28 protein-coding genes and 2 pseudogenes are annotated in these 24,513 nt (G+C 69.7%); 17 read left to right on the top strand and 13 right to left on the bottom strand.

Features of this window, described 5'->3' with window-relative positions; genetic code table 11:
• Window positions 1–488 precede the first annotated feature (488 nt).
• Entirely contained in the window at window positions 489–824 is a 336-nt protein-coding gene (locus tag ACZOOI_RS31655; protein WP_465282982.1) for a MerR family transcriptional regulator, read from the top strand.
• A gap of 114 nt (window positions 825–938) precedes the next feature.
• On the opposite strand, the gene ACZOOI_RS31650 is transcribed toward ACZOOI_RS31655, so the two are convergent.
• The 3 genes from ACZOOI_RS31650 to ACZOOI_RS31640 all read right to left on the bottom strand — a co-directional run bounded on the left by ACZOOI_RS31650 (window position 939) and on the right by ACZOOI_RS31640 (window position 3,153).
• Entirely contained in the window at window positions 939–1,805 is an 867-nt protein-coding gene (locus ACZOOI_RS31650) for an RNA polymerase sigma-70 factor (protein ID WP_465282981.1), read from the bottom strand.
• Complete coding sequence (locus ACZOOI_RS31645) at window positions 1,802–2,380, bottom strand: carboxymuconolactone decarboxylase family protein (RefSeq protein ID WP_465282980.1); 579 nt, start codon at window positions 2,378–2,380, stop codon at window positions 1,802–1,804. Before ACZOOI_RS31645 ends, ACZOOI_RS31650 begins: the two co-directional genes overlap by 4 nt.
• Window positions 2,381–2,763: 383 nt before the next feature.
• On the bottom strand, window positions 2,764–3,153 hold the full coding sequence (locus ACZOOI_RS31640) for a DnaJ domain-containing protein (RefSeq protein ID WP_465282979.1): 390 nt from the start codon (window positions 3,151–3,153) through the stop codon (window positions 2,764–2,766).
• Window positions 3,154–3,360: 207 nt separating this feature from the next.
• Between ACZOOI_RS31640 and ACZOOI_RS31635 the strand changes: the two genes are divergently transcribed.
• Window positions 3,361–3,888 (top strand): DUF488 domain-containing protein, encoded by a 528-nt coding sequence (locus ACZOOI_RS31635; protein ID WP_465282978.1) that lies wholly within the window; start codon window positions 3,361–3,363, stop codon window positions 3,886–3,888.
• Between the two features lie 98 nt (window positions 3,889–3,986).
• On the opposite strand, the gene ACZOOI_RS31630 is transcribed toward ACZOOI_RS31635, so the two are convergent.
• Entirely contained in the window at window positions 3,987–4,427 is a 441-nt protein-coding gene (locus ACZOOI_RS31630; protein WP_465282977.1) for a VOC family protein, read from the bottom strand.
• Between the two features lie 382 nt (window positions 4,428–4,809).
• Here ACZOOI_RS31630 and ACZOOI_RS31625 point away from each other — a divergent pair, with 382 nt between their 5' ends.
• The 7 genes from ACZOOI_RS31625 to ACZOOI_RS31595 all read left to right on the top strand — a co-directional run bounded on the left by ACZOOI_RS31625 (window position 4,810) and on the right by ACZOOI_RS31595 (window position 9,288).
• Complete coding sequence (locus tag ACZOOI_RS31625) at window positions 4,810–5,343, top strand: DUF2231 domain-containing protein (RefSeq protein WP_465282976.1); 534 nt, start codon at window positions 4,810–4,812, stop codon at window positions 5,341–5,343.
• Window positions 5,344–5,556: 213 nt separating this feature from the next.
• Entirely contained in the window at window positions 5,557–5,784 is a 228-nt protein-coding gene (locus tag ACZOOI_RS31620) for a hypothetical protein (RefSeq protein WP_465282975.1), read from the top strand.
• 409 nt (window positions 5,785–6,193) lie between these two features.
• Complete coding sequence (locus ACZOOI_RS31615; RefSeq protein WP_465282974.1) at window positions 6,194–6,628, top strand: Hsp20/alpha crystallin family protein; 435 nt, start codon at window positions 6,194–6,196, stop codon at window positions 6,626–6,628.
• Window positions 6,629–6,739: 111 nt separating this feature from the next.
• On the top strand, window positions 6,740–7,135 hold the full coding sequence (locus ACZOOI_RS31610; protein WP_391583111.1) for a DUF2267 domain-containing protein: 396 nt from the start codon (window positions 6,740–6,742) through the stop codon (window positions 7,133–7,135).
• Window positions 7,136–7,373: 238 nt separating this feature from the next.
• Window positions 7,374–7,925 carry a phosphatase PAP2 family protein gene (locus ACZOOI_RS31605; protein WP_465282973.1) on the top strand — a complete coding sequence of 184 codons (552 nt, stop codon included), beginning with the start codon at window positions 7,374–7,376 and terminating at the stop codon, window positions 7,923–7,925.
• 485 nt (window positions 7,926–8,410) lie between these two features.
• Window positions 8,411–8,827, top strand: a complete 417-nt coding sequence (locus ACZOOI_RS31600) for a phage holin family protein (protein WP_465282972.1) — start codon at window positions 8,411–8,413, stop codon at window positions 8,825–8,827.
• Window positions 8,824–9,288 (top strand): DUF3618 domain-containing protein, encoded by a 465-nt coding sequence (locus ACZOOI_RS31595; protein WP_465282971.1) that lies wholly within the window; start codon window positions 8,824–8,826, stop codon window positions 9,286–9,288. Before ACZOOI_RS31600 ends, ACZOOI_RS31595 begins: the two co-directional genes overlap by 4 nt.
• 239 nt (window positions 9,289–9,527) lie before the next feature.
• On the opposite strand, the gene ACZOOI_RS31590 is transcribed toward ACZOOI_RS31595, so the two are convergent.
• Window positions 9,528–10,412, bottom strand: coding sequence for a LysR family transcriptional regulator (locus tag ACZOOI_RS31590; protein WP_465282970.1), 885 nt, complete (start codon window positions 10,410–10,412; stop codon window positions 9,528–9,530).
• A gap of 348 nt (window positions 10,413–10,760) precedes the next feature.
• Here ACZOOI_RS31590 and ACZOOI_RS31585 point away from each other — a divergent pair, with 348 nt between their 5' ends.
• Together ACZOOI_RS31585 and ACZOOI_RS31580 are read left to right on the top strand one after the other, a co-directional pair.
• Entirely contained in the window at window positions 10,761–11,000 is a 240-nt protein-coding gene (locus tag ACZOOI_RS31585; RefSeq protein WP_465282969.1) for a hypothetical protein, read from the top strand.
• Window positions 11,001–11,206: 206 nt separating this feature from the next.
• Window positions 11,207–11,674, top strand: a complete 468-nt coding sequence (locus ACZOOI_RS31580; RefSeq protein ID WP_465284192.1) for an NUDIX hydrolase — start codon at window positions 11,207–11,209, stop codon at window positions 11,672–11,674.
• Between the two features lie 163 nt (window positions 11,675–11,837).
• Here ACZOOI_RS31580 and ACZOOI_RS31575 read toward each other — a convergent pair whose 3' ends face one another.
• A complete protein-coding gene (locus ACZOOI_RS31575; RefSeq protein WP_465282968.1) occupies window positions 11,838–12,323 on the bottom strand; it encodes a MarR family winged helix-turn-helix transcriptional regulator in 486 nt (161 codons plus the stop codon).
• A gap of 108 nt (window positions 12,324–12,431) precedes the next feature.
• On the opposite strand from ACZOOI_RS31575, the gene ACZOOI_RS31570 reads away from it, so the two are divergent.
• Window positions 12,432–13,292, top strand: a complete 861-nt coding sequence (locus ACZOOI_RS31570) for an alpha/beta fold hydrolase (protein ID WP_465282967.1) — start codon at window positions 12,432–12,434, stop codon at window positions 13,290–13,292.
• A 479-nt stretch (window positions 13,293–13,771) separates the two neighbouring features.
• On the opposite strand, the pseudogene ACZOOI_RS31565 reads toward ACZOOI_RS31570, so the two are convergent.
• Window positions 13,772–14,728: pseudogene (locus ACZOOI_RS31565) on the bottom strand (helix-hairpin-helix domain-containing protein); the annotation flags it as partial.
• A gap of 202 nt (window positions 14,729–14,930) precedes the next feature.
• On the opposite strand from ACZOOI_RS31565, the gene ACZOOI_RS31560 reads away from it, so the two are divergent.
• Both ACZOOI_RS31560 and ACZOOI_RS31555 read left to right on the top strand, forming a co-directional pair.
• A complete protein-coding gene (locus tag ACZOOI_RS31560) occupies window positions 14,931–15,098 on the top strand; it encodes a hypothetical protein (protein ID WP_465282966.1) in 168 nt (55 codons plus the stop codon).
• Window positions 15,095–15,397 (top strand): zinc-binding dehydrogenase, encoded by a 303-nt coding sequence (locus ACZOOI_RS31555; protein WP_465282965.1) that lies wholly within the window; start codon window positions 15,095–15,097, stop codon window positions 15,395–15,397. The genes ACZOOI_RS31560 and ACZOOI_RS31555 overlap by 4 nt, the downstream gene beginning before the upstream one ends.
• Window positions 15,398–15,696: 299 nt before the next feature.
• Here ACZOOI_RS31555 and ACZOOI_RS31550 read toward each other — a convergent pair whose 3' ends face one another.
• From ACZOOI_RS31550 to ACZOOI_RS31540, 3 genes are all read right to left on the bottom strand, one after another.
• Window positions 15,697–15,999: a hypothetical protein gene (locus tag ACZOOI_RS31550; protein ID WP_465282964.1), complete on the bottom strand. Its 303-nt coding sequence runs from the start codon at window positions 15,997–15,999 to the stop codon at window positions 15,697–15,699.
• A 665-nt stretch (window positions 16,000–16,664) separates the two neighbouring features.
• Window positions 16,665–17,105 (bottom strand): hypothetical protein, encoded by a 441-nt coding sequence (locus tag ACZOOI_RS31545; RefSeq protein ID WP_465282963.1) that lies wholly within the window; start codon window positions 17,103–17,105, stop codon window positions 16,665–16,667.
• 629 nt (window positions 17,106–17,734) lie between these two features.
• A complete protein-coding gene (locus ACZOOI_RS31540) occupies window positions 17,735–18,322 on the bottom strand; it encodes a dihydrofolate reductase family protein (RefSeq protein ID WP_465282962.1) in 588 nt (195 codons plus the stop codon).
• Window positions 18,323–19,432: 1,110 nt separating this feature from the next.
• On the opposite strand from ACZOOI_RS31540, the gene ACZOOI_RS31535 reads away from it, so the two are divergent.
• Complete coding sequence (locus ACZOOI_RS31535; RefSeq protein ID WP_465282961.1) at window positions 19,433–19,684, top strand: hypothetical protein; 252 nt, start codon at window positions 19,433–19,435, stop codon at window positions 19,682–19,684.
• Between the two features lie 465 nt (window positions 19,685–20,149).
• Here the strand turns inward: ACZOOI_RS31535 and ACZOOI_RS31530 are convergent, their stop codons facing one another.
• On the bottom strand, window positions 20,150–20,428 hold the full coding sequence (locus tag ACZOOI_RS31530) for a hypothetical protein (protein ID WP_465282960.1): 279 nt from the start codon (window positions 20,426–20,428) through the stop codon (window positions 20,150–20,152).
• Window positions 20,429–20,633: 205 nt separating this feature from the next.
• Between ACZOOI_RS31530 and ACZOOI_RS31525 the strand changes: the two genes are divergently transcribed.
• Together ACZOOI_RS31525 and ACZOOI_RS31520 are read left to right on the top strand one after the other, a co-directional pair.
• On the top strand, window positions 20,634–21,428 hold the full coding sequence (locus ACZOOI_RS31525) for an endonuclease/exonuclease/phosphatase family protein (RefSeq protein WP_465282959.1): 795 nt from the start codon (window positions 20,634–20,636) through the stop codon (window positions 21,426–21,428).
• 267 nt (window positions 21,429–21,695) lie between these two features.
• Window positions 21,696–22,178 (top strand): annotated as a pseudogene (locus tag ACZOOI_RS31520) (GNAT family N-acetyltransferase); the annotation flags it as partial.
• Window positions 22,179–22,476: 298 nt separating this feature from the next.
• Here ACZOOI_RS31520 and ACZOOI_RS31515 read toward each other — a convergent pair.
• Together ACZOOI_RS31515 and ACZOOI_RS31510 are read right to left on the bottom strand one after the other, a co-directional pair.
• Complete coding sequence (locus tag ACZOOI_RS31515; protein WP_465282958.1) at window positions 22,477–23,376, bottom strand: alpha/beta fold hydrolase; 900 nt, start codon at window positions 23,374–23,376, stop codon at window positions 22,477–22,479.
• A gap of 95 nt (window positions 23,377–23,471) precedes the next feature.
• Window positions 23,472–24,476, bottom strand: coding sequence for an NADP-dependent oxidoreductase (locus ACZOOI_RS31510; protein WP_465282957.1), 1,005 nt, complete (start codon window positions 24,474–24,476; stop codon window positions 23,472–23,474).
• Window positions 24,477–24,513 lie beyond the last annotated feature (37 nt).

Below are 24,513 nucleotides of genomic sequence, written 5' to 3'. Positions count from 1 at the left end.
GCAGTTCGCAGGACGGTGCGCTTGTGGAGTCCCGAAGCCAGGGTTGTCGCAGGACGGCGACGGGACTGACGGTCGCACCGGGTGGCCCGGAGCGGTTGAGGGCCGCCGTCGGCAATACCGCAGTTCACGCAGCAGTACGCATCACCCGCGGCACGAAGGCAGTACCGGTAGAGCAGTACGCAGCACCGAAAGAGCAGTACCCGTAGTAGGCAAGATGGTCACCGAGGAAGAACGAAGGAGTGGAAGCGCCATCGGGATCGCTCGGGCGGAAATTGGGGCCCGGGTACCGCAGAGGACTTCGATAGTGAGGTGGTCTCCGGTCGAGCAACCGCGATCCCCGCACCTCCGACCGCAGTTCGGTCGGGCGCGCGGAAACGAGAGGCCGGCTCGAAACACGGGCCGGCGGATGGTGTAGCAGTTCCTTCGGGGCCCTGGTGCCAACGGCACCAGGGCCCCTCCACGCGTTCCACCGACAACAAAGAGGTGCGATGACAGCAGACAACCCCGGCCGTCTCGACGACGACCACTACCCCGCCTACACCACCGGCCGGGCCGCCGAACTCCTCGGCACCACCCCGAGTTTCCTGCGCGCCGTCGAGCAAGCCCGCCTGATCACCCCGCAGCGCTCCGCGGGCGGACACCGCCGGTACTCCCGCCACCAGTTGCGCATCGCGGCCCGCGCCCGGGAACTCACCGACCACGGGACCTCCATCGAGGCCGCCTGCCGCATCGTCACCCTCGAGAACCGACTCGAGGAAGTCCATCGAGTCAACGCCGAACACCGCCGCAGCGCCGAACAGGCGAACTCCACGGCCGCAGCCTGAACGGCAGCCCATCCACCGGTGGCCCGGTGGCCCGGTGGCGATCAGGGTGTGGGCGTGAGTGTTCCGGGCGGTCTCGCCACCCGGAACACTCACGTTGCCGGAGCGGTGGTGGGCTCACCTGGTGAGTTCGGCCGGTTCGTCGAGCCGAGTGAGCTTCTGCGGGTTTCTCATCAGGTAGATCCGGGTGATCCGCCGGTTCTCCACCACCAGGCTCACCGCGGTCGGCTCGCCGTCCATCTCGAATCGGCCCGCAGGCGCGCCGTTGAGCCAAACGGTCGCCGTCTCGAACGCGGCCACCACCCGGTTCGCGCGGGCGAGCACCGTCGCGACCGGTTCGGCTCCGTGGATGGGGGCCAGAGCGGCGGCCGCCAGCCCGCCGCCATCGGCGATCAGGACCACGTCCGGTGCCATGACCTCGAGCAGCTCCTGCAACTGCCCGGTTCGCAACGAGGCCAGGAATCGTTCCACCACGGCCTGCTGCTCCGTCCGGCTCACCTGTACCCGAGGCCGCCGAGCCGCCACGTGCTCGCGTGCCCGCCGGGCGATCTGCCGCACTGCGGCCGGGGACTTCCCGACGGTCTCTGCGATCTCGCCGTACGGCAGGTCGAAGACCTCGCGGAGCACGAACACCGCACGCTCCGTCGGCCCGAGCGTTTCGAGTACGGTCAGCATCGCGATCGAGACGCTTTCGGCGAGTTCGACGTCCTCGGCGATGTCGGGACTGGTCAGCAGGGGTTCCGGCAACCACTCGCCCACGTAGTCCTCGCGACTGCGCGACAACGTTCGGAGGCGGTTGAGCGCCTGCCGCGTGACGGTCCGGACGAGGTACGCCCGCGGATCACGCACCTGTGAGTGGTCGACGGCGGCCCACCGCAGCCAGGACTCCTGCACCGCGTCCTCCGCGTCGGCCGCCGACCCGAGCATCTCGTAGGCGACCGTGAACAGCAGGCTGCGATGGGCAACGAACGGATCCATGGTCATGGCGTGGACGCCGCCGCGGGCTTCCCGGGACGCGCGGCCAACGGAATCTCGCAGGCATCGGAGTAGCCCTGCGACGTGATCCCATGCGCCGTGTTGGTCCTGGTCGACAGGTTGGCGAAGCCGATGAACACGGTGAGTTCGACCAGCGCCGCCGGGCCGAGACGGTCGAGCAGACTCGCCGACAACTCGTCCGTGACGGTTGTCGGTGTGTTCGTCATGGCCTCGGCGTACTCCATCACCTCCCGCTCGAGCGGCGTGAACACCTCGGACTCGCGCCAGCGCGGCACCTGGGCGGCCTTGGCCGGGTCCAGGTTCTGGTTCAGCGCCGCGAAGTAGTTGATGTCGAGGCACCAACTGCAGCCGACCTGAGCGGCGACGGCCATGTGCGCAAACGTCTTGAGGCTCGCGTCGGCCGCATTCCACGCGCCCACCCTGGCCGAGAACTCCTGGCTGGATATGGCGACGTCGGGGTTGTTGAAGACGACCTCGACGGGTTCGGGCACGGCGCCGAGTTGCCTGATCAGGTTTTCCCTCATCTCGGTGGGAAGCTCCGCCTTCGGGATACGTGGTGCCACGGTGTTCTCCTTGTCCGGGGCCTGTCGGCCTGTTCGGCATGAAGACACCGCCGGTCCCGCCGTTGTGACAACCGGCGCCACGCGCGGCTCACCGCTCACCGTGCTTCCCGGTCTCCGCGAAGCCCTGACCTGTACCTGTGCCCGTACCGGCGCCGGATATCGGGCCACGATAGGGGGACGTTCCAAGTGGTCCGGATCCGGAGTTTGTGCGTCGAGGAGGTCGTCAGGACACCGGAGATACCGGGATACGAGGCAGCCAAGCGATCATGTGGCCTGTCTTCGGCGGCGGCCGTACATCGAGTCCTGAAGCGCCTGGGGCATCGCGCACGCGCCCGCTCAGCTGCCCAGGCGCGGTGTTGCGTCCGCGCCGTTCATTCGGCCGCTCATTCAGGGGTCCACCGCACCGGGCCCGCGCGCAGTAGTGGCGTCCGGGTCCACGAACGGGGCGCGAGACCGTACAGCACAGCGCATCGTTCACCGTCGACGGCGCGGACGAACCTTGGCGCGACGGGTCGCTCGGGCGGGCGCGGCGCGTCCGGGACTGTCGTGTTTCGCACATGGTGTGTGGCACGACGCCGGGACTTCCGGAGGGCGTGGTAGGCGGTCAGCACGGCCTGCAACCGCTCACGGGCCTCGGGCCGATCCGGTCGGGAGTCCGGATGCAACGCCCGGACCAGTGCCCTGAACGCGGCCGCGATCTCGACGTCCGACGCGGTCCGCGAAACCCCGAGTACCACGTAGGGATCCTGCTGTTCCACTGCCACCGTTCTCATCTCCCGATCGACGAGAAAAGTACGCGTTCACCAACAAGATATGCAGCTGCCACGGCCCACTCAACCCCGGTCCGGGCGCGCCCATCTGGGGGATTTTCGGTACGTGCGCCTCCTCCGTGGCGTGCACCCCGGTGACGCACAGGGGTCGGGTCTTCGGGGGCAGCCCGAAGGGGCAGGCCAAACGAGTGAAAGGTGTGAGGAGGCAGGATGAGGAACCGCATCTGCACGGTGGGGCATTCGACGCGTGACTTCGGCGAGGTGCTGGACATGTTGCGCAATTACGAGATCACCTGCCTGGTCGACGTGCGCTCGTTCCCGTCCTCGAAAAGATTCCCGCAATGGAGCCGAGAGGCGATCGTCAAGGCTCTTCCTCCCGATATCGGATACCGGTGGATTCCGAAGCTGGGCGGCCGGCGGCACACCCCCAAGGGCGTCCCGAGCGTGAACGGTGCCTGGCGCGTCAAGGCCTTCCGTGACTACGCCGACTACATGGCGGGCGACGACTTCAGGGAAGGGCTCAACGAACTACTCGACCTCGCCGGACACGAACGGCCGGCGATCATGTGCAGCGAGGCCGTGCCGTGGCGCTGCCATCGCAGACTGGTCACCGATGCGCTGCTTGTCGAGGGCGTGCAGGTGGTGGACATCCTGTCGCCCACGACGGCGAGGCCGGCAGTACTGAACAAGCACGCCGTCGTCCGGAACGGACACCTGATCTACCCGCCACAATCCTGAGACCGGCGCGCGCCCGGAGAGGCGGCCGGGACGGGAGAGGGGTGCCCCTGACGACCCGAAAGCCCGCCGTCCGCGTGGTTCGTTCGGGTTTCTTCGTCTCAGCGCAGTTGCTCGGCCAGTCCGACGATGATGCCCTCCGGGCCGCGGAGGTAGCAGAGCAGATAGCTGTCCTCGAACCGGGCGATCTCGCCGAGGACTTCGGCGCCGTGTGGGCGCAGGCGGGCGACGGTGTCCTCGATGTCGTCCACGGCGAACATGACGCGGTGCGTGCCCAGGATGTTGTGCGGCCGGTTGCGCGGCCCCGCGCTGATCGCCGCGGGGCTGCGGTACTTCGCCAGCTCGAGTCGGCTGTGACCGTCCGGGGTCCGGACCATCGCGATGTCACAGTGGACGCCGTCGAGTCCGGTGCACTGGTCGGCGACCGGGCCCTGGACCTCCGCCCTGCCCTCCAGCTCCATACCGAGTTCCACGAAGAACGCGATGGCGGCATCCAAGTCCTCGACGACGATGCCGACGTTGTCCATCCGCTGAATCCCCATGCCCGTTACTCCTTCTTCCTCGTGCGGCCGGTGGTGGCCGCTGATGTCCCTGGGACGGAGCCGGTGGCACGTTCTCGACATCCGCGGACCACCGACTTCGAAAAATTTGGATCGCGCCTCGGCACCACTGCGGCAGACCCGCGGGCCAGGCGCCACCACCGAGGGTGAGCGCGGCGCAGGTGGCCGCTCCCAGGAGGACGATCGGCCGCAGCGTTCCGTCCCCGCTTTTCCATGTCGGCGCGCGCCATCCCACTCGGGGCAGCGGCGTGGGAGCCTCCCGGACCGAACACGCGAAGGCGGGCTGTCGTGATCAGGGTGTGAGGCGGGTCGACTCGGGCACAGGGATCGAGCGGTTTCGTTCTCTCAGCTGCGGAGGTTTGCGATGTACAGCAAGGCAACAATCATGGGGCATCCGATTCATCCGATGCTCGTGGCGTTTCCGATCGCCGGATACACGGGCGCGTTGGTGGGTTACGCGGTCTACGCGGCCAAGGGATCCCAGTTCTGGTTGGATTTCGCGATCGTGCTGAACATCGCGGGCGTGGCCGGCGCGGTGCTCGCGGCGATTCCCGGGCTGGTCGACCTGGCGATGGGTATTCCCAAGGGCTCCGCGGCCAAGCGGGTGGGGATGCGGCACGGCGCGTTGAACGTGGTGTCGCTGGCCCTGTTTGCGATCACGCTGGCCGTGTACGCCTCGCATTGGCACGGGCCGGCCCGCAGCGCGACGTTGGGTGTGATCATGTCGGCGATCGGTATGGCGTTCACGCTGGCCGCCGGCAGCCTGGGTTGGTCCCTCGTCCAGGACCATGGTGTCGGCGTCCGCGCCACCGCACCCGATGCGACGGGCGCCCAGGACCAGGTGCAGTGGCAGGCGGACAGCGGCGCCACCCGCCGCCAACGCGGCCACCGCAACTGACGGCCCGGCTCGTGCACGCGTCGTCCGTGCTCGCGGACGGCACCGGGCCTGCTTCGGATGCGTCGCGAGCCGAACGACGCGGTCACGGCGCCGTGATCCGTTTCGGGCGAGTCGCTGTGCTCGGCTTGCTCACGCCGGCCATATCCGGCACTCCCTGGGTGCCCCGATCCTACGAATGACCCGAACCTTCCCCACGAAGAAAGGTATTGGCCCATGGGTGCGGAGCAGGCTATCGCGGACCTGGTCACGGCTGCGCAGAAAGTCCCGCAGGAGACCATCGACCGGCTCAAGGGAAGCGACGACCAGGAGACCGTCGAACTCGGCAAGGCGATCGACGCCGTGCAAGCTGCCGACATCGGCGACGTCGGCGACATGCTGGTCGGGCAATCGGTGAACGTCCATGGCCGGAACGAGACCAGCAAGCCATCCCGGCTTCCATAAGGGCTTCTTTCCATGCCCTCGCAGTCTGGTTGGATCCATCGCTGGGGGACGCACGCCGAGGCAAGGCAAGGCAAGGCAAGGCAAGGCGAGGCGAGGCAAGGCAAGGCGAGTCGGAGCGTGCCGGGTCGCCGGGAACCCCGGCCGGCCCGAGCCCGGGGAGTGTCTTGTGGGCGGGGGCGGACGACTGCGCCGCGGTCGCATCGCGTGCCGCTGCGGCGGCGAGGAAGGACACGGAGTCGCGGGAGGAACGGGACGTGTTCGGCAGGACGGGCCTTCCTCTTGTGTATCCCGTCATCCCTTCGATGACATTTTGCTTGTCATCGTTTGGATGACGTGTTACAAAGGTGTCGTACGAAACGGATCGGCGGTTCCCGCCGGACCCGCCGGACCCGGTGGAGGTGTTTCCGAGATGTTGATGCGTACCGATCCTTTCCGTGAACTCGATCGGCTCGCCCAGCAGTTGACCGGGGTGTCCGGTACCTGGTCCAGGCCCTCGGCGATGCCGATGGACGCCTACCGCGAGGGCGAGGAGTACGTGATCGCCCTCGATCTGCCCGGTGTCGCGAAGGACGCGATCGATATCGACGTGGAGCGGAACATGCTCACCGTCAGGGCCGAGCGCCGGCCGGTGGCGAAGGCGGACGACACGCAGATGGAGCTGTCCGAGCGGCCCCTCGGCGTCTTCTCCCGCCAACTGGTGCTGGCCGACACCCTGGACACCGAGCGCATCACGGCCGACTACGAGGCCGGGGTGCTGACGCTGCGCATCCCGATCGCCGAGCGCGCGAAGCCTCGCAGGATCGCGATCGGCGGGGAATCCGAGCATAGGCAGATCGACGGCTGAGGAGTCGGCTCCCCGGCCGCGCGAACGGCGGGGGACGGTATCCATCGCCCCTCGGGTCCCGCCCCCCGCTTGATCATGCCTCGTTCTTCGTGCCGACATGGAAGGACCGAAGTGGCCATGCGATGGGATGCGTTCATCGACCGCGTACAGGAACGCGGCGAGTACGCCACACCGCGCGAAGCCGAGCGAGCCGCGCGGACCGTTCTGGCGTTGCTCGGCGCGCACCTGGTGGGCGGGGTGCGGGCCGAGTTGGCTGCCCGGCTCCCGGAAACCTTCGCCCTGGTTCTTCTCAACCCGCTGCAGGCCGCGGAACCACTCCCGCCGGAGCGCTTCGTACGGGCCACCGCGGCGTGGATCGAGGGAGCCACCGAACGCACCGCGGCCTGGGACGTCAGTGCCGTCCTGAGCGTGGCCGCCGACGCCGCGGGCGAGGAACTCACCCGCCGGATCCTGCTTCAACTCCCGCCGGGCTACGACCTGCTCTTCGGCCGCCCCCAGCACACCTGAGCGGCCCGGGGGAGCGCGACACGCCGCCTGGCACTGTTCCACCATGCTCGACGGGCGCACCGCCGCACCGTGGACACGCGACACAGCTGCCCCGCGATGGGGACAACCGGCGAGGAGACGCATTCGCGGGCGGGGAGCGAGGCGTGGCCGCAAGGAGGAAGCCGCAAGGAGGAAGCCGCAAGGAGGAATAGGGCGGCGTGCCGGGGACATGCGCATGGTCATGAGGATGCCGTGCGGGTTGGGTGATGCCGATCGCGTCTGGACCCGGCTGGTCGCGTCGCGCGTCCCGGCGAAGGTGGGCCGGATTCTGTCCGGGGTGGAGGAGGCGGCGGAGAGTTCGAAGTTGTGGTGCGCCGCCGCGGTGGTGATGGCGGCGGTGGGCGGGTCGCGCGGGCGTGTCTCGGCGGCGGCGGGATTGTCCGCGCTGGTGGTGGCACAGGTGGTGGCGAACGGCGTGGTCAAGCGTGTGGTCGACCGTCCGCGCCCTCCGAAGGAGTGGATTCCGCACGACGAGGTCGAGGACCGTCCCGATTCCTCCTCGTTCCCCTCGGGGCACACGGCCGCCGCCGTCGCGTTCACCGCCGCCGTCGCCCCGTCCTGGCCGCGCGCGGCCGCCGTGTGCGCACTGCCGGCCGCCATGGTCGCCGCCGAACGAGTGCAATCCGGCGCCCACTATCCCACCGACGTTGCCGCCGGTGCCGCCATCGGCCTCGCCGGCGCCTGGCTCGTCCGCCACGCCCCGCGCATGCTGCTGCGCCGATGGGTCCCGGGGGCGGCGTGGTGGGGGTGAGGGCTGAGCGCCCGCGGTGACGAACCCCTACAGAGTGGCCATCCGGTGGTTGCCCATCGAGGTGGACCTGCTCGGCTCGACTTCCCACCGGTCCAAGGGGAGGGGAGTGCTGCCCGCCGAGCCGGTATACGCCGGTTGGCCGACGGTTGGCACGGCTCAGCGCCGGCGCCGTCGTCAGGTGCTCTTGAGCATGGTGTTGCCGCACGGAACGACCGGGACGTGAACGTGCACGTGCACGCGGACCGGGACCCCGCTCCCGGATCGGCGGCTCGGCGATGAGATGGCCGGCCGGTGAGTGACCGGCAGGTTGCGGGGTAGCTGCCGTGCTTGAACGGCGCCGACTCCGCGAACGTGACGCGGACGCGCCCCTGGGGGTACGACCGGTCTCACCTGGGCCGCCGGCAGGCGGTAATCCGGGGGCGAGGCCGTTGGTCGCCATCGCGCCGAAGAGTTCCACGAAGCACGAGGAGGAAGGTGAGGAAGCCATGAGCAGCGTTGGACAGCCGGGCCGCAGCGGTACCGACGAGTCGGTAGGCAATCTCGTCTCACGAGCGTCGCAGCAAATCTCCGAGTTGGTCCGCGAAGAGATGCAGCTGGCCCGGGCGGAGATGACCCAAAAGGGCAAACGCTTCGGAGTGGGCGGTGGCCTGTTCGGCGGCGCCGGTTTGGTCGGCATCCTGGCCGCGCAGGCTCTCGTCGTCACCGTGATCGCAGCCCTCGCCCTGCTCCTGCCGGTATGGGCCTCGGCTCTGATCACCGCCGCCCTCTTGGCGGCCGTCGCCGCGGGAATGGCCGTCGCGGGGAAGAAGCAGATCGCCAAGGCCGGCACCCCCGTACCCGAACGGACCATCGACAGCGTCAAGGCCGATGTCGCCGAGATCAAGGAGAAGGCACACCGATGACCCACCAGCCGCAGGACGAGAACTCCACACCGACACCCGAACGACTGCGCGAGCAGGTCGAGCACACCCGCGAGGAGCTCGGCCGGACGGTGGAGGCGCTGGCAGCCAAGACCGACGTCAAGGCCCAGGCCAAGACGAAGGCGGCCGATATCAAGGAACAAACCGCCGAGAAGGCCGCGCACGTCACCGACCGGCTTCGGGAGAAGGCGGCACAGGCCACCGAACTGGTCAAGGACAAGACCCCCGATCCGGTCCTCGACAAGGCGGCACAGGCCGCCACCCACGTTCGCAGCAGTGTGGCCCGCGCCGGACACGTCGCCGCCGAGAAGACTCCCGACCCGGTCCGGGAGAAGGCCGAAACGGCCGCGTCCATGGCAAAGGCCAACCGCACCGCTCTGATCATCGCAGCGGCCGTGTCCGCCGCCTTCGTGCTGCTGCGCCGCAGCCGGAGGCGCCGATAAGGCATTCAAGGTCTCTCGTGCAGAGTCGCGTGGGCGGCCGGGGTGGCCGGGGTGGCCGGGGTGGCGGGCGGTCGGGGCGGCCGGGTGGCTGTCGGGTGCGGGCGTCCACGACACGGTGCTCGGAGTATCGGCAGGCCATGATCTGCAAGTCGGCGCAGCGAGGGTGTACAGGGGGTGTGGTGGGTGTCCGGGTGATGTGGTCGTGGTCCGCGGTCGGCCCGAACGATGCCGACAACCGGTCAGTCCACGGCTTCGCGGAGCAGGTCCCGCAGTTTCAGTGCGGTCGGTAGGGGCGCGGTGGGCAGCGCCACGTGTACGGTCCGGCGCAGGGTCGGGTCGGTGAGGCGGCGCAGGACCAGTTCGTCGGGGACGGCCCGGGCGGCCAGCGAGGGGACCAGTGCCACCCCCAGCCCGGCGGCCGCGTAGCCGAACTTCCCGGCCCACTCCGCGACCCGGATGATCCTCCTGGGGGTGAAGCCCGCCCGGCCGCAGGCGTCGGCGAGCAGGGTGGGACGGTCTCCGTACGCGTTGTGGAGCCATGCCGCGTCGTGCAGTTCACGCAGGTCGACCGTCTCGGCTCCGGCCAGGCGGTGCCCGCGCGGGAGGGCGACGAACAGCTCGTCCTCGCACAGCACTGTCGTCGTGACGCCGTCGGCCGACGGCAGACCGGACGGGTAGTCGCTGACGACGGCGAGGTCCAGAGTCCCGTCCGCGAGGCGCTCGATCAGCTTGTCGGTCGGCCCTTCGACGGCGACGATCTCGACACTCGGCTCGGCGTCCCGCAGTGCCCGCAGGGCGGTGGGGACGAGCGAGATGTTGGCGGTGGCGAACGCGCCCACGTGCAGCAAGCCGCCGTGTCCGGCGTGCAGCGCGGCCAGTTCCCGCTCCGCCCGTGACAGGCGGTCGAGCACCTCGACGGCGTGGCGGTGCAGGGTACGGCCGGCGGGATTGAGTCGGACACCCCGAGGGAGTCGTTCGAACAGCGGTCCACCGGCCCGCTGTTCCAGAGTGGCGATCCGGCGGGACACCGCGGACTGCGTGTAGTTGAGCCGGGTTGCCGCTTTCGTGAACGACCCGCTCTCGGCCACGGTCACGAGCAACCGCAGCGCGTCGATCTCGAACATGTCCGTCCCGCCCGGGTGATCGTCTTCAGGGTCGTCACCATCTTCCTCGACACATTCCTGGGACGCATGGGTTCCATGAGATCCGGTCGCTGGTGGTATGCCTGGCCCCGCCCTAACGTCGTTCAGGCGGCGGCGCTCCGAGGGGGACGGCCGCCACCGCTTCCGCGGCAGGAGAGGCGAAATGTCATGCGTCGGGGCATGGACGGGCTCAACCTTGTTCAGGAGTACGAGAGTTGTGCCGTCGTGAAGGAGGAGCGCAGCCTCTCGCGGGGTGGGCGGCGGCTCGTCGTGGGGCTGCCGGGGTTGCGTATCCGCCGATCACTTGTCGCGGCCGGGGCAATCACGCGTGTGGGGTGGCGTGTTCGCGCACTGGTGATCGCGCTGGCGTTCGTGGGCGTGGCCGGATGTGGAGGTGAGGACGACGAGCGGAATCGCGTGACCGACCAATACGCCCGCCAATCGCGTGCGGTGCTGACCGGGTCCGGCATCGAACCCACCACCGATCGGTGTGCTCGCATGTGGGGTGCGATACCGCGCACGTCGCACCTGAGCGAGGCGCGATTCCTGCGCACCTGCGTGAACGGGTAGGGCGAAGGCGACCGGCGGTGAACGCGTGGACATCCCCTATGGGGACCTGCGTCGACCCGGCCCACGCCATCGACGCCGGCGCTGTCGATGCGTACATCGTTGCCGGACCCTGCGCTTCCGGCGCATTCGGCTGCTGTGATCCGGCTCCACTCGCGGAGCGATGCGCGGATCCTGATGTTGGTAGGGTCCGGGCGGGAGGCACGGGGATGAGTTTTCGGTTGGCGGCGTATGCCGTGTGCATTGAGGACGGGCGGGTGCTGCTCGTCCGTCACGTGCCACCGACGGGTGAAAGCAATTGGACTCTTCCGGGTGGTCGGGTCGAGCACGGCGAAGATCCGTTCGATGCGGTGATCCGGGAGGTCGCCGAGGAGACAGGTTGTGTCGCGGTGGTGGATCGCCTGCTGGGCGTGGACTCACGGGTGATCCCTGCGGCCGAGGCTCGCGCGGGAGTCGAGCATCAGAATGTCGGCGTCTTCTACCGGGTCCGTATGACCGGCGGCCGGTTCCGGCCCGAGCCGAACGGCGAAACCGGCGAGCCCGTGTGGACCGTGATCTCCGACGTCGCCGGCCTGCGCCGGTCCTCGCTGGTCGACATCGGTCTCTCCTTGGCCCAGACCCTTCCGGCAACCGGCCACGTCGATCCCGTCCCGGTCGAGGGCCTGATCCGGCACTAGCCGGGCCGCGCATCACCCGAATACGCCTGGCCTGCTTGCCTCGGAGACGCTCGTGCTTGGTCGCCGGCTCTCGCCGCGAGCGCCGTCGATCGGTGTCGATCGGTGTCGATCGGGTCGATCCGCGTTGGATCCTCCGATGCCGGTTGCGCGGTGGTGGGGCCGTTCAGTCGACGAGTCGGTGATCCGGCGCGGTCATCGTGTGGTGCATGCGCTCGAGGTACCGGCGCACCATTGCCACTTCCTCGGCGCTGAATTCCTCCCGCAGGATCCGGGTGGCCTCGTCGATGAGGGGCCCGAACGCGGTGCGTCCAAGGCGCATCGCTTGCGGGGACACTCGAAGCAGTACGCGCCGTCGATCCTCGGAGTCCCGTTCACGTGTGACGTGGCCGAGTCGTTCCAGTCGATCGATGGCCGATGTGGTTCCCGCCGAGTTCAGGCCGGTCCGCGCCCCGACCCAACCGGGAGTGGCCAGCACTCCGGCGCGCTCGGCGTCGAGAAGGCAGATGAGCGTCCGCAGATCGGTCGGGTGCATGCCGTTGCGTTCGGCGAATTCCATCTGCCGACGCCCGTATTCGACGGTGACCGCCCGCAACAGGTGGAACACCTCGACCTCGGGTTCGGTCCCCTCGGTGTCGTCCGGCTCCCGCACTGGTCCTCCACATCCGCCCACCGGGCAACCCCCGGCGGACATATCTCGTTCGGCGAGACTATCGTTCATCGAGAGAAACCTGAAACGGAGAGACGAAAAGGAGCCCTGATGGACGGTCGGAAACTGTTTCGGCAGGCCTATGACGAAGCGCTCTCCACCTGGCCGGCGGCCACCGAGCACCTCACCGTTCCCACGCCCCACGGTCCCACCCGGGTGTACGCGCTGGGGCCCCGAGACGCTCCACCGCTGCTGCTGCTTCCCGGCGGCGGCACCACATCCCTGGTCTGGCGAGACCGCGCGACGGAATGGGCCCGAGAGCACCGGGTCTACGCCGTCGACCTGGTGGGGCAGCCGGGACGCAGCCGGGTGACGGGCCGCCCCCCACGTACGACGCAGGACCTGTGCCGTTGGCTCGACGCGGTACTCGACGGGCTCGGCGTGGCGCGGTCCGCCCTGGGGGGTCACTCCTACGGTGGGTGGATCGTCCTGCACTACGCCCTGTGGGCGCCGGAGCGCGTGGAGCGACTCGTTCTTTTCGACCCCACCCTGTGCTTCGCGCGTTTCCGGCTCGGCTATCTTCTGCGCGCCCTGCCCGGCCTCGTTCGCCCGACCCCGGCCCGTCGTCGGGCCTTCATCGAGTGGGAGACACGGCGGGCCGGAGCCGACAACGTCTGGCGCACCCTCGACGCGCTCGCGGCCGCCGTTCCCACCGAGCGCCCGGTCACCGGGCCCCGTCCGGTGGCGAAGGCGCTGCGTTCGCTGCGCGTTCCCGTCCTGGTCCTGGTTGCCGGGGCAGGCCGCGCGCAGGCCGCGGACACGGTGTTGCGCAACGTGCGTCTGCTGATCCCGCACGCCCGCGCTTCGCTCCTTTCCGGCGCCACCCACCACGGCCTGCCACAGGACGTACCGCAGGGCACGGACCGACTGGTGCGCGAGTTCCTTGCCTGTGATCCGACCGTGGACGCCTGACGCTGCGGCTGCGATCCGGCGGCGGAGGAGCCGGCCCGGCAGTAACCGCGCGGCCGGGCCCGGGACCGCGGTTTCCGGTTTCCGGGTTCTCGCGCCGGGTTCTCGACGGGGCGGACTGCGCGACGGCGCGCGCGAAGGTGAACGGGCGTGTACGTCGACGTGAAGATGTCGGACACCTACGGTCGCGTGCCATGCACTCGCCGTGAACAGGTGGTGGCATGGGGGTGTCGGCTGTTTCCCCGTGTGGCCGGCATGCGCGCGGTCCGGCGCCCGGCTACCCCCGTCCGGTCGTCGGACCGCGTCCCCGCCCTGGGATGGCTGTGCCGGGTCGAGGACCCTGTCCCCGACGCCCTGCGCACCGTCCTCGACGAGTTGCGGCGACAGGGCGGGCGATGCGTAGCCGCTCGACAGCGCTCGACGCTGGTGCGGGGCGTACGCCAGGAGGTGTTTCGGGGACGAGGAGGAACGCCACCGTGTTGTCAGCCGGGGCTTCCGGGGCTGCGGTGGCCGTAGCGGGTGAGGTCGGCGGAGCGTTGGCCGGGGGGTTGGAGGTCGGCGTAGGGGTGTTGGAGTGCTCCGGTGCCGTGGACGAGGATGCGCCGTGGTTGGGCGGGGGTGGGGTGCGCGGTGGGGGCGCCGAGGAGGTCGAGGGCGGCCTGGGGTCCGTGGTCGCGGCGGAGGGTGGCGATCTCGTCGAGGTCCCAGGCCATGGTGCCGACGACGGTGCGCCGGCGGCCGCGGACCTGGACCTTCCCTCGGACCAGGAGGAGCCCGGAGTGGAAGACGGTGTGGGCGCAGGCGGGGTGGGAGTCCTCGAAGAAGGCGAGGTCGACGAGGCCGGAGCCGTCCTCGAGGGTGACGAAGATGACGCGTTTGCCGGAGGCGATGGGTGGGGTCTGGGTGGAGGCGCGGACGCCGGCGACCAGGACCTGTCGGCCTGCCGGTTGTTCGGCGAGGTGGGTGGCGTCGACGGCGCCGATCTCGCGGAGGAGTCGGTGGTGGTGTTCCATCAGGTGGCGGGAGAGGTCGATGCCCAGGACGTGGAGTTCCGCGCCGACGGCTTCACGGGTGGTCATTTCCGGCAGGCCGCTGGGGGCGGTGGCGTCGAGTCGGGTGTCGGCGAGGGGGAGTTGGCCGTCGCCGACCCTGCGGGTGCGGCGGTGGAGTTCGGGCAATTGCAGGAGCAGGTCCCGGCGGGTGAGGCGTCCGTCGTGGAGGGAGTCGAGGGCGCCGATGCGGGCGAGGTGTTCGGCAGTGGGCAGGGCGGGGCGGGCGCGTTGCCACAGGTCGGACAGGGAGGTGTAGGGGCGGCCGGCGTCGATGCGGGCGCATTCCTCGTCGGTGATGCCGCGCACCGCGGACAGCGCCAGGCGTACCCCCCACGTGCCGTCGCCGGTCTGCTCGATGGTGTGGCCGGGGCGGGAGTGGTTGACGTCCTTCACCGCCGCCTCGACTCAGGCATCGGACGGGCGACCTGTTCACCGGCGGGCCGCATCCCTCGCCCCGGCGCCCCGGACCATCGAGCTGATCGACGCCGCGGCACTGCCACTGACCGGCCTCGCGGCCTGGTAGACGGCGTTCGGACTCGCCGAACTCAAGCCCGGCCACAGCGTCCTGATCAACGGGGCCGGCGGCGCGGTGGGCAGCCTCGTCGTGCAACTCGCCGTCGACGCCGGAGCACACGTGACCGCGGTGGACGCGCCGCAACACGCCGACCGCCTCCGGGCCTACGGCGCGGACCGGGTCGTCGGCCCCTCGCCCTCGCCGCGGGGCCGGCCGCCGTGGGCGGTCCGTTCCACGCCGTGATCAACCATGTGCGCATCTCCCCGGGAGAGCTCGCGCAGCTGACGACCTACGTCGCCGACGGCGGGGTCGCCGCCGGCACGGCAGGCCCCATCCCCGAGGACCCCGCCCGGGGAGTGCGCAGTGCGAGCCTGTGGGTCCGCAGCGACGCAGCCCAACTCGCCCATCCGGCCGCCAAGGTCGACGCCGGCGCGCTCCGCCTCCACATCGCCGCTCACCGCCCGGCCGCCGACCTGGCCGCCGTGCACGAGGACGCCGGCGCCGGACGGCTGCCCGGCAAAACGGTCGTACTCGCCCCCTGAACACACCCCGACCACACCCCGACCACACCCAACCGGGCCGCCCGCCGGCGGGCGGCCCGCAACCCCGACAACAACCACACCCATCAGTACCGGCGAAGCCACGCAGGCACGCCCCGCACTCGGGCCCGGCGCTGCCGCTCACGCACGTTGCCCGGGACGCCGAAGCACCCCGGTCAACGTCGTCTTCGGTCCGGCTCCGGCCGGACCCGGAGCCCGAGTCATCGCGGACGGCGAAGGTGGCGCAGGTCGTCCAGCAGGTCGATGACACAACTGAAACCCACAACCGACAATCGGCCACATCACCAGATCCAAGCCACCGCCCCGGCCACCGCCGGGGCCGCAACGAGAGCGCCGTGGGCGAGCGCCTGCCGCGCCCGTACCTTCGCCTTGCGGCTCTTCGCGGTACCCCAAATGGCGGCGAACGCCGCAATCTGGCCGGCCGCCAGGAACCATGTGACCGCTTTGGCTCTGAGCTTCCCGGCGTCGGTGTACGGGCCGTCGCAAGAGTTGTCGTCGTGCTCGCAGTTTCCGAACCACAGGTCCGCCAGAATGTGCCAGTCGGCGAAGAGCAGGGCCGGCAGTCCGATGAGCGTCACCGCCAACGGAACGCACCACCACCACTCCGGCCGACTCGCCGCAGAGCCCGCACCGTTCCGTTCGTCCAAGGCAGGCATGGTCGTTCAACTCCCCCGAGTTCGGGACACCCCCCAGCGCCCCTCGTGCCCCGACGGTACCCAACCGCGCCCACGAGCGCTGAAGTCAGGCGCGACTCGGCCAAGAACGACTCCGACCCACGTTCGGCGGTAACGACGTGTCACCACAACCGGAGCACCGGCGAACCACGTCGAGGTGATCCTGGGCCCCGAACTCCACGCCCTCGGCGACGAGATCGCGGCCGGATTCGAGGCGAACGCGGTCTCGCCCGGTTACGGCGGCCCCGGGTGGCTCGCGATCTGAAGTTCATCGGCCGGGTGACGGCAAAATCGCCGACAGTCCGGTCGGCCGAGCGCTCCCCCCATCCGATGCACCGTGCGACGCATGGCGGCTTGAGCCCGGGTCGGGGGAATCCTCGGGTCGGTCGTGATGGCCGGCGGCTCGGCGAGGTCGATTCCGCCCCCGGCAAGCCGGACTCGGGCACCTCGTTGCGTCCAAACCCTCCCGTTCGGCCAACGCCGGGCCGCTCATCGAGGTCGCCGCCCGACGCCCAACTCATGGATGCCGCGCGCCAGGGACCGTCTCCTCGACCATCCGTGAGACGAACCGCCTGTCAACGGTCAACGAAGGTTCCATCGGGGTTCCGCCCGACGGCGGCCGCGAGAACGGCGGAGACGTCTGCCTCGGAGACCCGGGCACGTACCTGCGCCAGGAGACGAGGGAAGTCGTCGTCATCGACGCTGCCCAAGTGCTCCCGACGCAGCTGATGAACGACCTCGACGAGCTCGGGACGCAGCCGCATCCAGGCGCGGGATGTCCGGATCTCCTCCTCGACCCCGTCCATGAACCAGCGCAAGACCGGGTACGGGACGTCCAGATGCCGCCCGGCGGGGAAACACACCGTCGGCTCCCGTGCCGGATCCTCGTCCGGAATAATCGCGGTCACCAGGGTGCGCTGCTCGGCGACCAGGTCCAGTTCCAGGTACCAGGCGTCATCGGGCACGGAGTACATCGCGGTGATCGCGTAATCACCGTCGGGACTCGGACTGGGCATGACCCCATGCTGTCACGGCCGCCCCGCAGTCTTCCGACAGCAGGCTCGATCTCCACCGGGCGATGCCGACCCGGCACACACTCGACCCACGATCACCACCCCGTGAACTCGACCCGTGATGCCGCCCCTTGCTGCCGCGGTTCCCCGCAGACGGGCAACCGGCGGACAGTGCGCCGGGAGCGCCCCGGAATCGGGTTTCCGGTCGCCGACCCACCACACCGGGCAACGTCGATCACGCCCAGCGGGTCGCAGCGAGCACGTTGGACGGCGCCTTGTCGTCCGTGCGTCGATGACGACTCGGGCGCCCATCAAGGTCCGAGGGACAGCGCCTTCGCCGCGCCACACCTGGTTCGGCATCGGACACCCAAGGCCCCCATTTCTTTCGGGCTCTCCGAGTGAGAGGTGATCCGAAGAGGCGGCCCGGCTTGTCCATCAGGTCCGCGTCCTCGTCCTCTTCGTCCTCCTCGTCCTCCAACAGGCGCGACTCCGCGAGAACTTCGTACCGGAGCAGCCCCTTCGACCGCCGAACCTGCTGTGGGTGCTGCCACTTGTCGATCACATCGGACGCGGCGTTGGAGAGGTGCCGCGCGTCGGGCTCCAGTGGGGAGCAGCCGGCCGCGGTGTTGGTGTCAACTCCCGGAATCGGTTGTCTCCTTGCGGACGCGGAAGCGGAGCATCGTCACGGCGCCCGACCTGATGGTGCTGAAAGGTTCCAGGTCGATCCTGCCGAGGCCCGGGGGTGAGAAGCGGACACCGTCGCCGAGCAGGACCGGCAGGACGTACACCAGGAGCTCGTCGACGAGTCCGCGCTGCAGGCACTGGGCGGCGATGTCGGCACCGAGGATCTCCAGGTTCCCGCTGCCCGCGGCACTGCGGGCCGTGGCGACGGCCTCCTCGATGTCACAGGTGAGGAAGGTGACGGTGGGGTCCGGCTCGGTGGGAGGTTTGTGCGTCAGGACGAACTGTGGTCCGCCGTCGTAGGCGGTGTTCTCGTCGGACATGCCCTTGGCGACGTCGTACGTGCCCCGCCCGACAAGCATGGCTCCCGTGGCCGCCATGACCTCCGGGAACATGTCGTCGGACAGGTACCCGAAGATCCAGTCCATCGCGTGGCCGGGACCGGCGATGAAGCCGTCCAACGACATCGCCCTGTTCACGACCACTTTGTTGGCGCTGGTGCCGGTCTCGGTCTCGGTGCCGGTGCTCACATCACCCATGCGTCTTCTCCAAGGATTCGGCAGGCTTGAATCTGGATCGTAGTCCGGCCGGCGACTGTTGGGTGGCCGGTGCGGACCGCAGGCGGCGACATCGGTGCAGGCAGTACGTACCCCTACCGGCACTCCGTGTGGGCCGGCCAGTCGTGGATGGCCGCAAGGTCGGCATCGGCGAGCACATGGCCGCCGGAGAGCTCGTGCCGTTCGGCCCCGGGGATCGCGGTGATGAGCCGACGGAAGCCGAACAGCCAGGAGAAAGTGTCCTCCAGCGGTGACGGCCCGGTCGTTCACCGCTGTCGACGCCGGGCCGGGCGCCTACGTGTTCGAGTTCATGGCGCCGAAACCCCTACTCTCCTGATCCTCGCCACGACTTGGACATGGCGAGCTTCGGCGTGGTCAAGGTCGTCGAAAACCGCTGGGAATCAAAGACCGCGTTCGATGAACTGGCCAGGCTCTACAGCGCCCACTGACACCCGGAAACACGGCGGCTGGGGGGAATCGTGCTCGGCTGGAAGAAGAACTCTGCGCCTGTAGTGCCGGGAGCCGGTGATGTCAGCGAGAGCCGGAGGATCCGTGTGTACAACGAGAACGATCACCGGGCTGCACCCGCGTCGACGAGGCATCCGCACACGATCCCCGAACGCCGTGATCAGGTGAACAACCCTCTCCGCAAAGGAAAACGCGGCGGCCGGCCACCCCTGTACGCCCCCAAGGCATACAAGCGGCTCAACCTCGCCGACCGCCGCCTCAACGGCCTCACGCGGTTCCGCGGCTTGCCACCCCCTCCGACGAGCCCATGTCCTCGTTCACCGCCGCGATCGTCCCGCCGTACGACCCGTCACCAACCTCCGTGGGCCATGGGCCTACGCCGCTGCCTTCGAATCGGGTGCCGTTGGTGCGGACGCAGGGCGAGGAGGATGAGCAGGAAGAAGGCGACGAAGGCGGTAGCCGTGCGGGCGTAGGTGAAGGCTTCCCAGCGCGCCAGGATCTCCGCGTGGTGGGAGGGAGCCGTGCTGACGGCCCACTGCTTGATCCTGCCGTTGATGGGGACGTTGCCGAACGACCCGCGACGCGCTCGTGGAATCCGTCGGCGACCGTGTCACCCGGGAAGCCATGGCGATGATGGACGCGGCCGAGGTCGAGGACGGCTCCGCCGTCGAGGCACTTCTGCGGCTCCAGGAGATCGGCCGGCTGCTGTTCGAACGGCATCCCGTCCTGCTCCGACTCGGCACCGCCCCCGAACACGCCGAAGCCGACCGGGCCCGCCACGAGCCCGTCACGCCCCGACTGATCAGGCTGATCGAGGGCAGGCCGCAGGGGAGTTCGACCCCGATCAACCCGCCACCTGGCTGGTCGCGACCGTGATCGCCCTGGGACACGCCCCCGAGACCACCACCCGGAAGGCCCCGCGGAACGCCGTCCACCCCGTGACGGCCGAGGACCGTCGAGCCCGTCGGACCCGCGACGCCGACTCGGAGAAAGGCCGGAGCGCACAAGGCCGTTCGGCGTGATGGAGCGGTGAAGGAGGTATCCCGATCCGCGCAACGGCGCGCGGACCGCAGCCGGACACGGGCACCCGGTGAACGGCGACCACGCTTGGTTTCCGCTCCACGGGATGGTTTACGTCGGGTCGTCCGGGAGTTCGGCAAGGGTCGCCCGGACGCCGACGGTACGCGGATGCTCCGGACCGAAGTGGGTTCGCCAGGCCGCTTCCACCGTCCGCAGCCGATCCCGGCCCTCGGCTCGATGGGCGGGCCGGCGAGCGAGTGTCGTGCCCAGGAGGGTGCCCGCGTCCAGGGTGCGGTGGTGAAATGGTCCGAGTTCGCGCGCTCAGACGGTCGACGCGGCGTCGGCCTCGACCTCCGCGTCGGCGAATCCGGCGCGGCCGACCAGGACGCCCGCCACGCCGTTCGCGATCGGCGCCACGCTGCCGTCGCGGTCGGCGGGCCCCGTACGCACGTACACCGCTCGGGCCGCCCCGATCTGCGCGAGGGCGTCGTCGTACCGCCCGTCCTCGCTCAGGCACACGGCCAGGTTCGCGTGCGAGACCGGCAACTCCCGCCAGGTCGCGGTATGGGACGCGGCGTGATCGACCGTCGATCGCGCCACCGCCTCGGCCTCGTCGCGGCGCCCCAGAGGGGACGGGACGGGACGGTCGCGGAGTCACGCTCGTGGGCGCGGGCGCACAGGCGAGCCGGCCGCGCGAGGAGGCGCATAGAGCCAGTCGACGTCATGGGCGCGCCGAGGGCAACCGACCGGCGACCCGCCGGCATGGCGAAACACGCGATGATTCGGTCGTCGAAGGGGTCGGCTTGTGGCCGCGTACCTTTGCCACCCATCCAGTGCCACTCGTGGCACGAGACGAGGAGAGCTTTTGATCACGGTGGCAACCTGGAATGTCCTACACCGCGTTCACGCGGAGAACTGGGGCGAAGACACGGCCGAGAGGTGGCCGAACGAATCGCTACGGATCGCCGCGATCACGGCGCGGTTGGCCGAACGCACCGAACCGGTCATCGCTCTACAGGAAGTAAGCGGCGACCAACTGACCGGCCTCCGCCGCGCTTTGCCCGACCACACGGTCCACGCGATGCGCTATCCACGAGTCCCGGCACCACGCCACGGGACGAGCCCACTCGACGACCCGAGCGAGTACCTCGTGCTTTTGGTGCACGGCCCGGCCCGGCAGTTGGCCGCCGAACCCTTCGACGACGACTCCGGGAAGGGACTGCTCGCCGTACGAACCCACGGGGCGCTCGTCGTCGCCACGCACGTGAGCTTCGGTCGGCGACGACCTCGGCAACTGGCGCGCCTGACGGAACTGACCGCGGACTCGACAGACCCCGTGATCCTGCTCGGAGACTTCAACGCCGACCGCGTCACCGTGGCGGACGGTCTTGGCCCGGGGTTCACCGTTGCCGAACTCCCGCCGGGCGCGCCGCAGACACGACCGGACGGGCAGAGCACCGGGTCGCAGCACATCGACCACGTGGTCGTACGCGGCGGCGATGTGCACGACGTGATGGTCGAAGACGTCGACGGCCTGTCGGACCACAATCTCCTACGCGCGAACGTAACCGGGATCGCCGCGCGCTCGACCTCCGCGTAAGACCTCGTCCATCGCATGCGGTCGGCATCGAGAGCGGGTCGCCTCCTCGTCTCGTCGTCTCCTCGCTTCCTCGCTTCCTCGTCGCCTCGCTTCCTCGTCGCCTCGCTTCCTCGTCGCCTCGCTTCCTCGTCTCGTCGCCTCGTCGTCGGTCGCTACGACAACCGTGCGCCTGCGACGGGACGCGATCCCCCCTCGTGGCGCGGCGAGTTCCCGACCAGGACACGTCGCCGTTCGCGGGAAGCGACGGCCCGCCGCGCCGCGCCCCGGATGGCCCGGCACGATCTCCGGAGGGAGAAATACGTTGCCCTGCCGGCACTTCGGCCGGTGATCCTCACGGCTGTGACCACCACACACGACACTGCCGGCCCCACCGTCGTTGTACCCGTCAGTGTGCGGGACCTTCAGCTCCGGGATCTGCCCGAGTGCGCCTGGTCGGGCTCCGCCGCCCACCTGCCGCACGTGGAACGGGAGTTGGTGCGTGCGGCGGCCGGGGAGGTGGACTACCTGGCCGTGTGCGCCCGAGGCGATCTGCCGGTGGCGATCGGCGGTATCGACTATCGGGTTCACGAAAGAGCCGGAACCCTTTGGCAACTCGCCGTGCACCCGACACTTCGGTCCTGTGGCCTGGGAACGTTGCTGATCCGATCCGCCGAACAAAGGATCGAAAGCCGCGGCCTGCACAGGGCCGAACTCGCGGTGGAGGAGGACAACCCGCGAGCTCGTGCCCTGTATGAGCGATTGGGCTATGTCTTCTCCCCGGCGCGGGGGTCGCCCGTGGATTCGACCACGAGTCGCCGATGAGCCCGTACCGACACGATCCACCGGCCGTGTGGCCGGGCCTGATCGACACCGTGCCCGAGGTCTTCCGACCGTGTCTGCGGGATGCGGCCTTCTGCGAAACGGACGGCACGCCCCGGGCGACCGTGTGCTTGTGGCGCGAACACCGTGACCACGCCTGGCGGTCCGGGCCGGTCGAGGTCCCCTCGGAGAACCGGGAAGACGCGGACGGCGCCCGAAAACCTGCATCCGTGCTCGCTGGACGCGATCGTCAGTGGCTGCCCGGCTGCTCGGCTTGGTGCGGGGCTTCGAGGAATTCCAGCGCCTTGGCCACGAAGTCGTCGTGGCACTGGAAGATCCCTCCGTGTCCGGCGTCCGGGTAGAGGGGGACGAGTTCGCCGCGCGGCAGCCGTGCGGCCAGGTCGAGGGAGTTGCGACTCGGAACCATCCGATCGCTCTCGCCGTTGGCGACCAGGACCGGGTGGGTGATACCCGACAGGTCTGTCGGCGTCTGGAGGCCCCATCGTTTGATGGCCTTGAGATGGGCGCGGAACGAGCGCGGCGAGATGGCCTTGTCGCGGTTGTCCGTGCGTTCCTTCAGTCGTGCCAGGAAGGCGCGTCCGGCCCGTCGGCCGCCCTCGGTGTCGGTGAAGAAGAGGTACTGCTTCGGGTCCTTGCGGGTCAGCGCGCCCTTCAGCATGGCCCGCAGGGTCAGCGGCGTGACCTTGTCGATGCCGGGACCTCCGGCGGGGCCGGTGCCCGCAAGGATGATCTTGCGGACCAGGCACGGTTCTTCGGCGGCGATGACCTGGGCGATGAAGCCGCCCATCGAGAAGCCGAGCAGATCGACCCGGTCGAAGCCGAGGGCGCGGATGAACAGCACCGCGTCGCGGGCCATGTCCTGCACGGTGTTCGGCGTGGTGCCGCCGGAGGCGCCGACCCCGCGGTTGTCGAACGCGATGACGGTTCGGCGGGCGGCGATGCCGTCGACAACGCGCGGGTCCCAGTTGTCCAGGACCGCGGCCAGGTGGTTCAGGAGGATCAGCGGTACGCCGTCCTCAGGGCCGAGTCGCCGGTAGGCGAAGTCCACGCCGCGGACGGACACCGAGCGGGCCGGCGTGTCCTTGTACGACGAGGGCGGGCGGGAAGGGGGCTTGTCCGGTGTGGTCATGGCCGGGACTTTCCGGTGCGGTGGCGGTTCTTTCGGTTCGCGGTTCGCGGTTCGCGGTTCGGGGGCAAGGGCCGGGGCGTCGGGCGCCGGCCTGTTCAGGTCATCGTGATGACGACCTTTCCGGCCTTGGCGCGTCCTTGTCGGACGTACGCCAGTGCTTCCTCAGCCTGTTCGAACGGGAAGACGCGGTCGACGACGGGGCGGATGTCTCCGGCGTCGACGAGCGCGGTGATTCGGCGCAGTTGGTCCCCGTCGGCCCGCATGAACAAGAATGAGTACGTGACCCCGTGCCGCCGGGCGCGTCGTCGGGTGCGAAAGCTCAGCGCGGTCGTCGCCAGGCGGATGACCGGGTTCGCGCCCAGCTCCCGGGCGAACGCGGCGTCGGGAGGCCCGGCGACGCTGACGATCTTCCCGCCGGGCTTGAGCACCTGCAGAGACTTGGTGAGCGTCTCGCCGCCGAGGCTGTCCAGGACGACGTCGTAGTCGTGCAGGACGGTCGCGAAGTCCTGCTTCTTGTAGTCGACGACGATGTCCGCGCCCAGGCTCTCGACCAGGTCGACGTTGGCGGTGCCCGCGGTCGTGGCCACGTGCGCGCCCAGGTGTTTCGCCAGTTGGATGGCGATGGTGCCCAGGCCGCCGGAGCCCGCGTGGATGAGGACCTTCCGGCCGGGCCGTACGTGTGCGCGTTCGACCAGGGCCTGCCATGCGGTGAGGGCGACCAGGGGCAGCGACGCGGCCTCCGGCATGGTCAGCGTGGCGGGTTTGGCCGCCAGGTCGTCCTGGTGCACGGCGATGAGTTCGGCGAACGTGCCGATGCGGTCCTTGTCGGGACGCGCGTACACCTCGTCGCCCACCGCGAACCGGGTGACGGCCGTCCCGATGTCGACAACCACCCCGGCCAGGTCGTTGCCGAGGATGAACGGGACCCGGTACGGCAGGATCGCCTTCAACTCCCCGTCCCGGATCTTCATGTCCAGCGGGTTGACGCCGGCTGCGTGGACCCTGACCAGCACATCGTCCGCGCCCACGTGCGGGTCCGGCGCCTCGCGAACGCGCACGCCTGCCTCGCCGCCGTAGCGCTCGACCATCACGGCCCTCATCGTCGTCTCCGTTTCCTGTCGTGTGGTGGGACGGGGG

Source organism: Embleya sp. L77 (genome assembly GCF_055557415.1).
The sequence above is the reverse complement of the archived record's forward strand: the minus strand, read 5'-3'. Positions and strand labels throughout refer to the sequence as shown.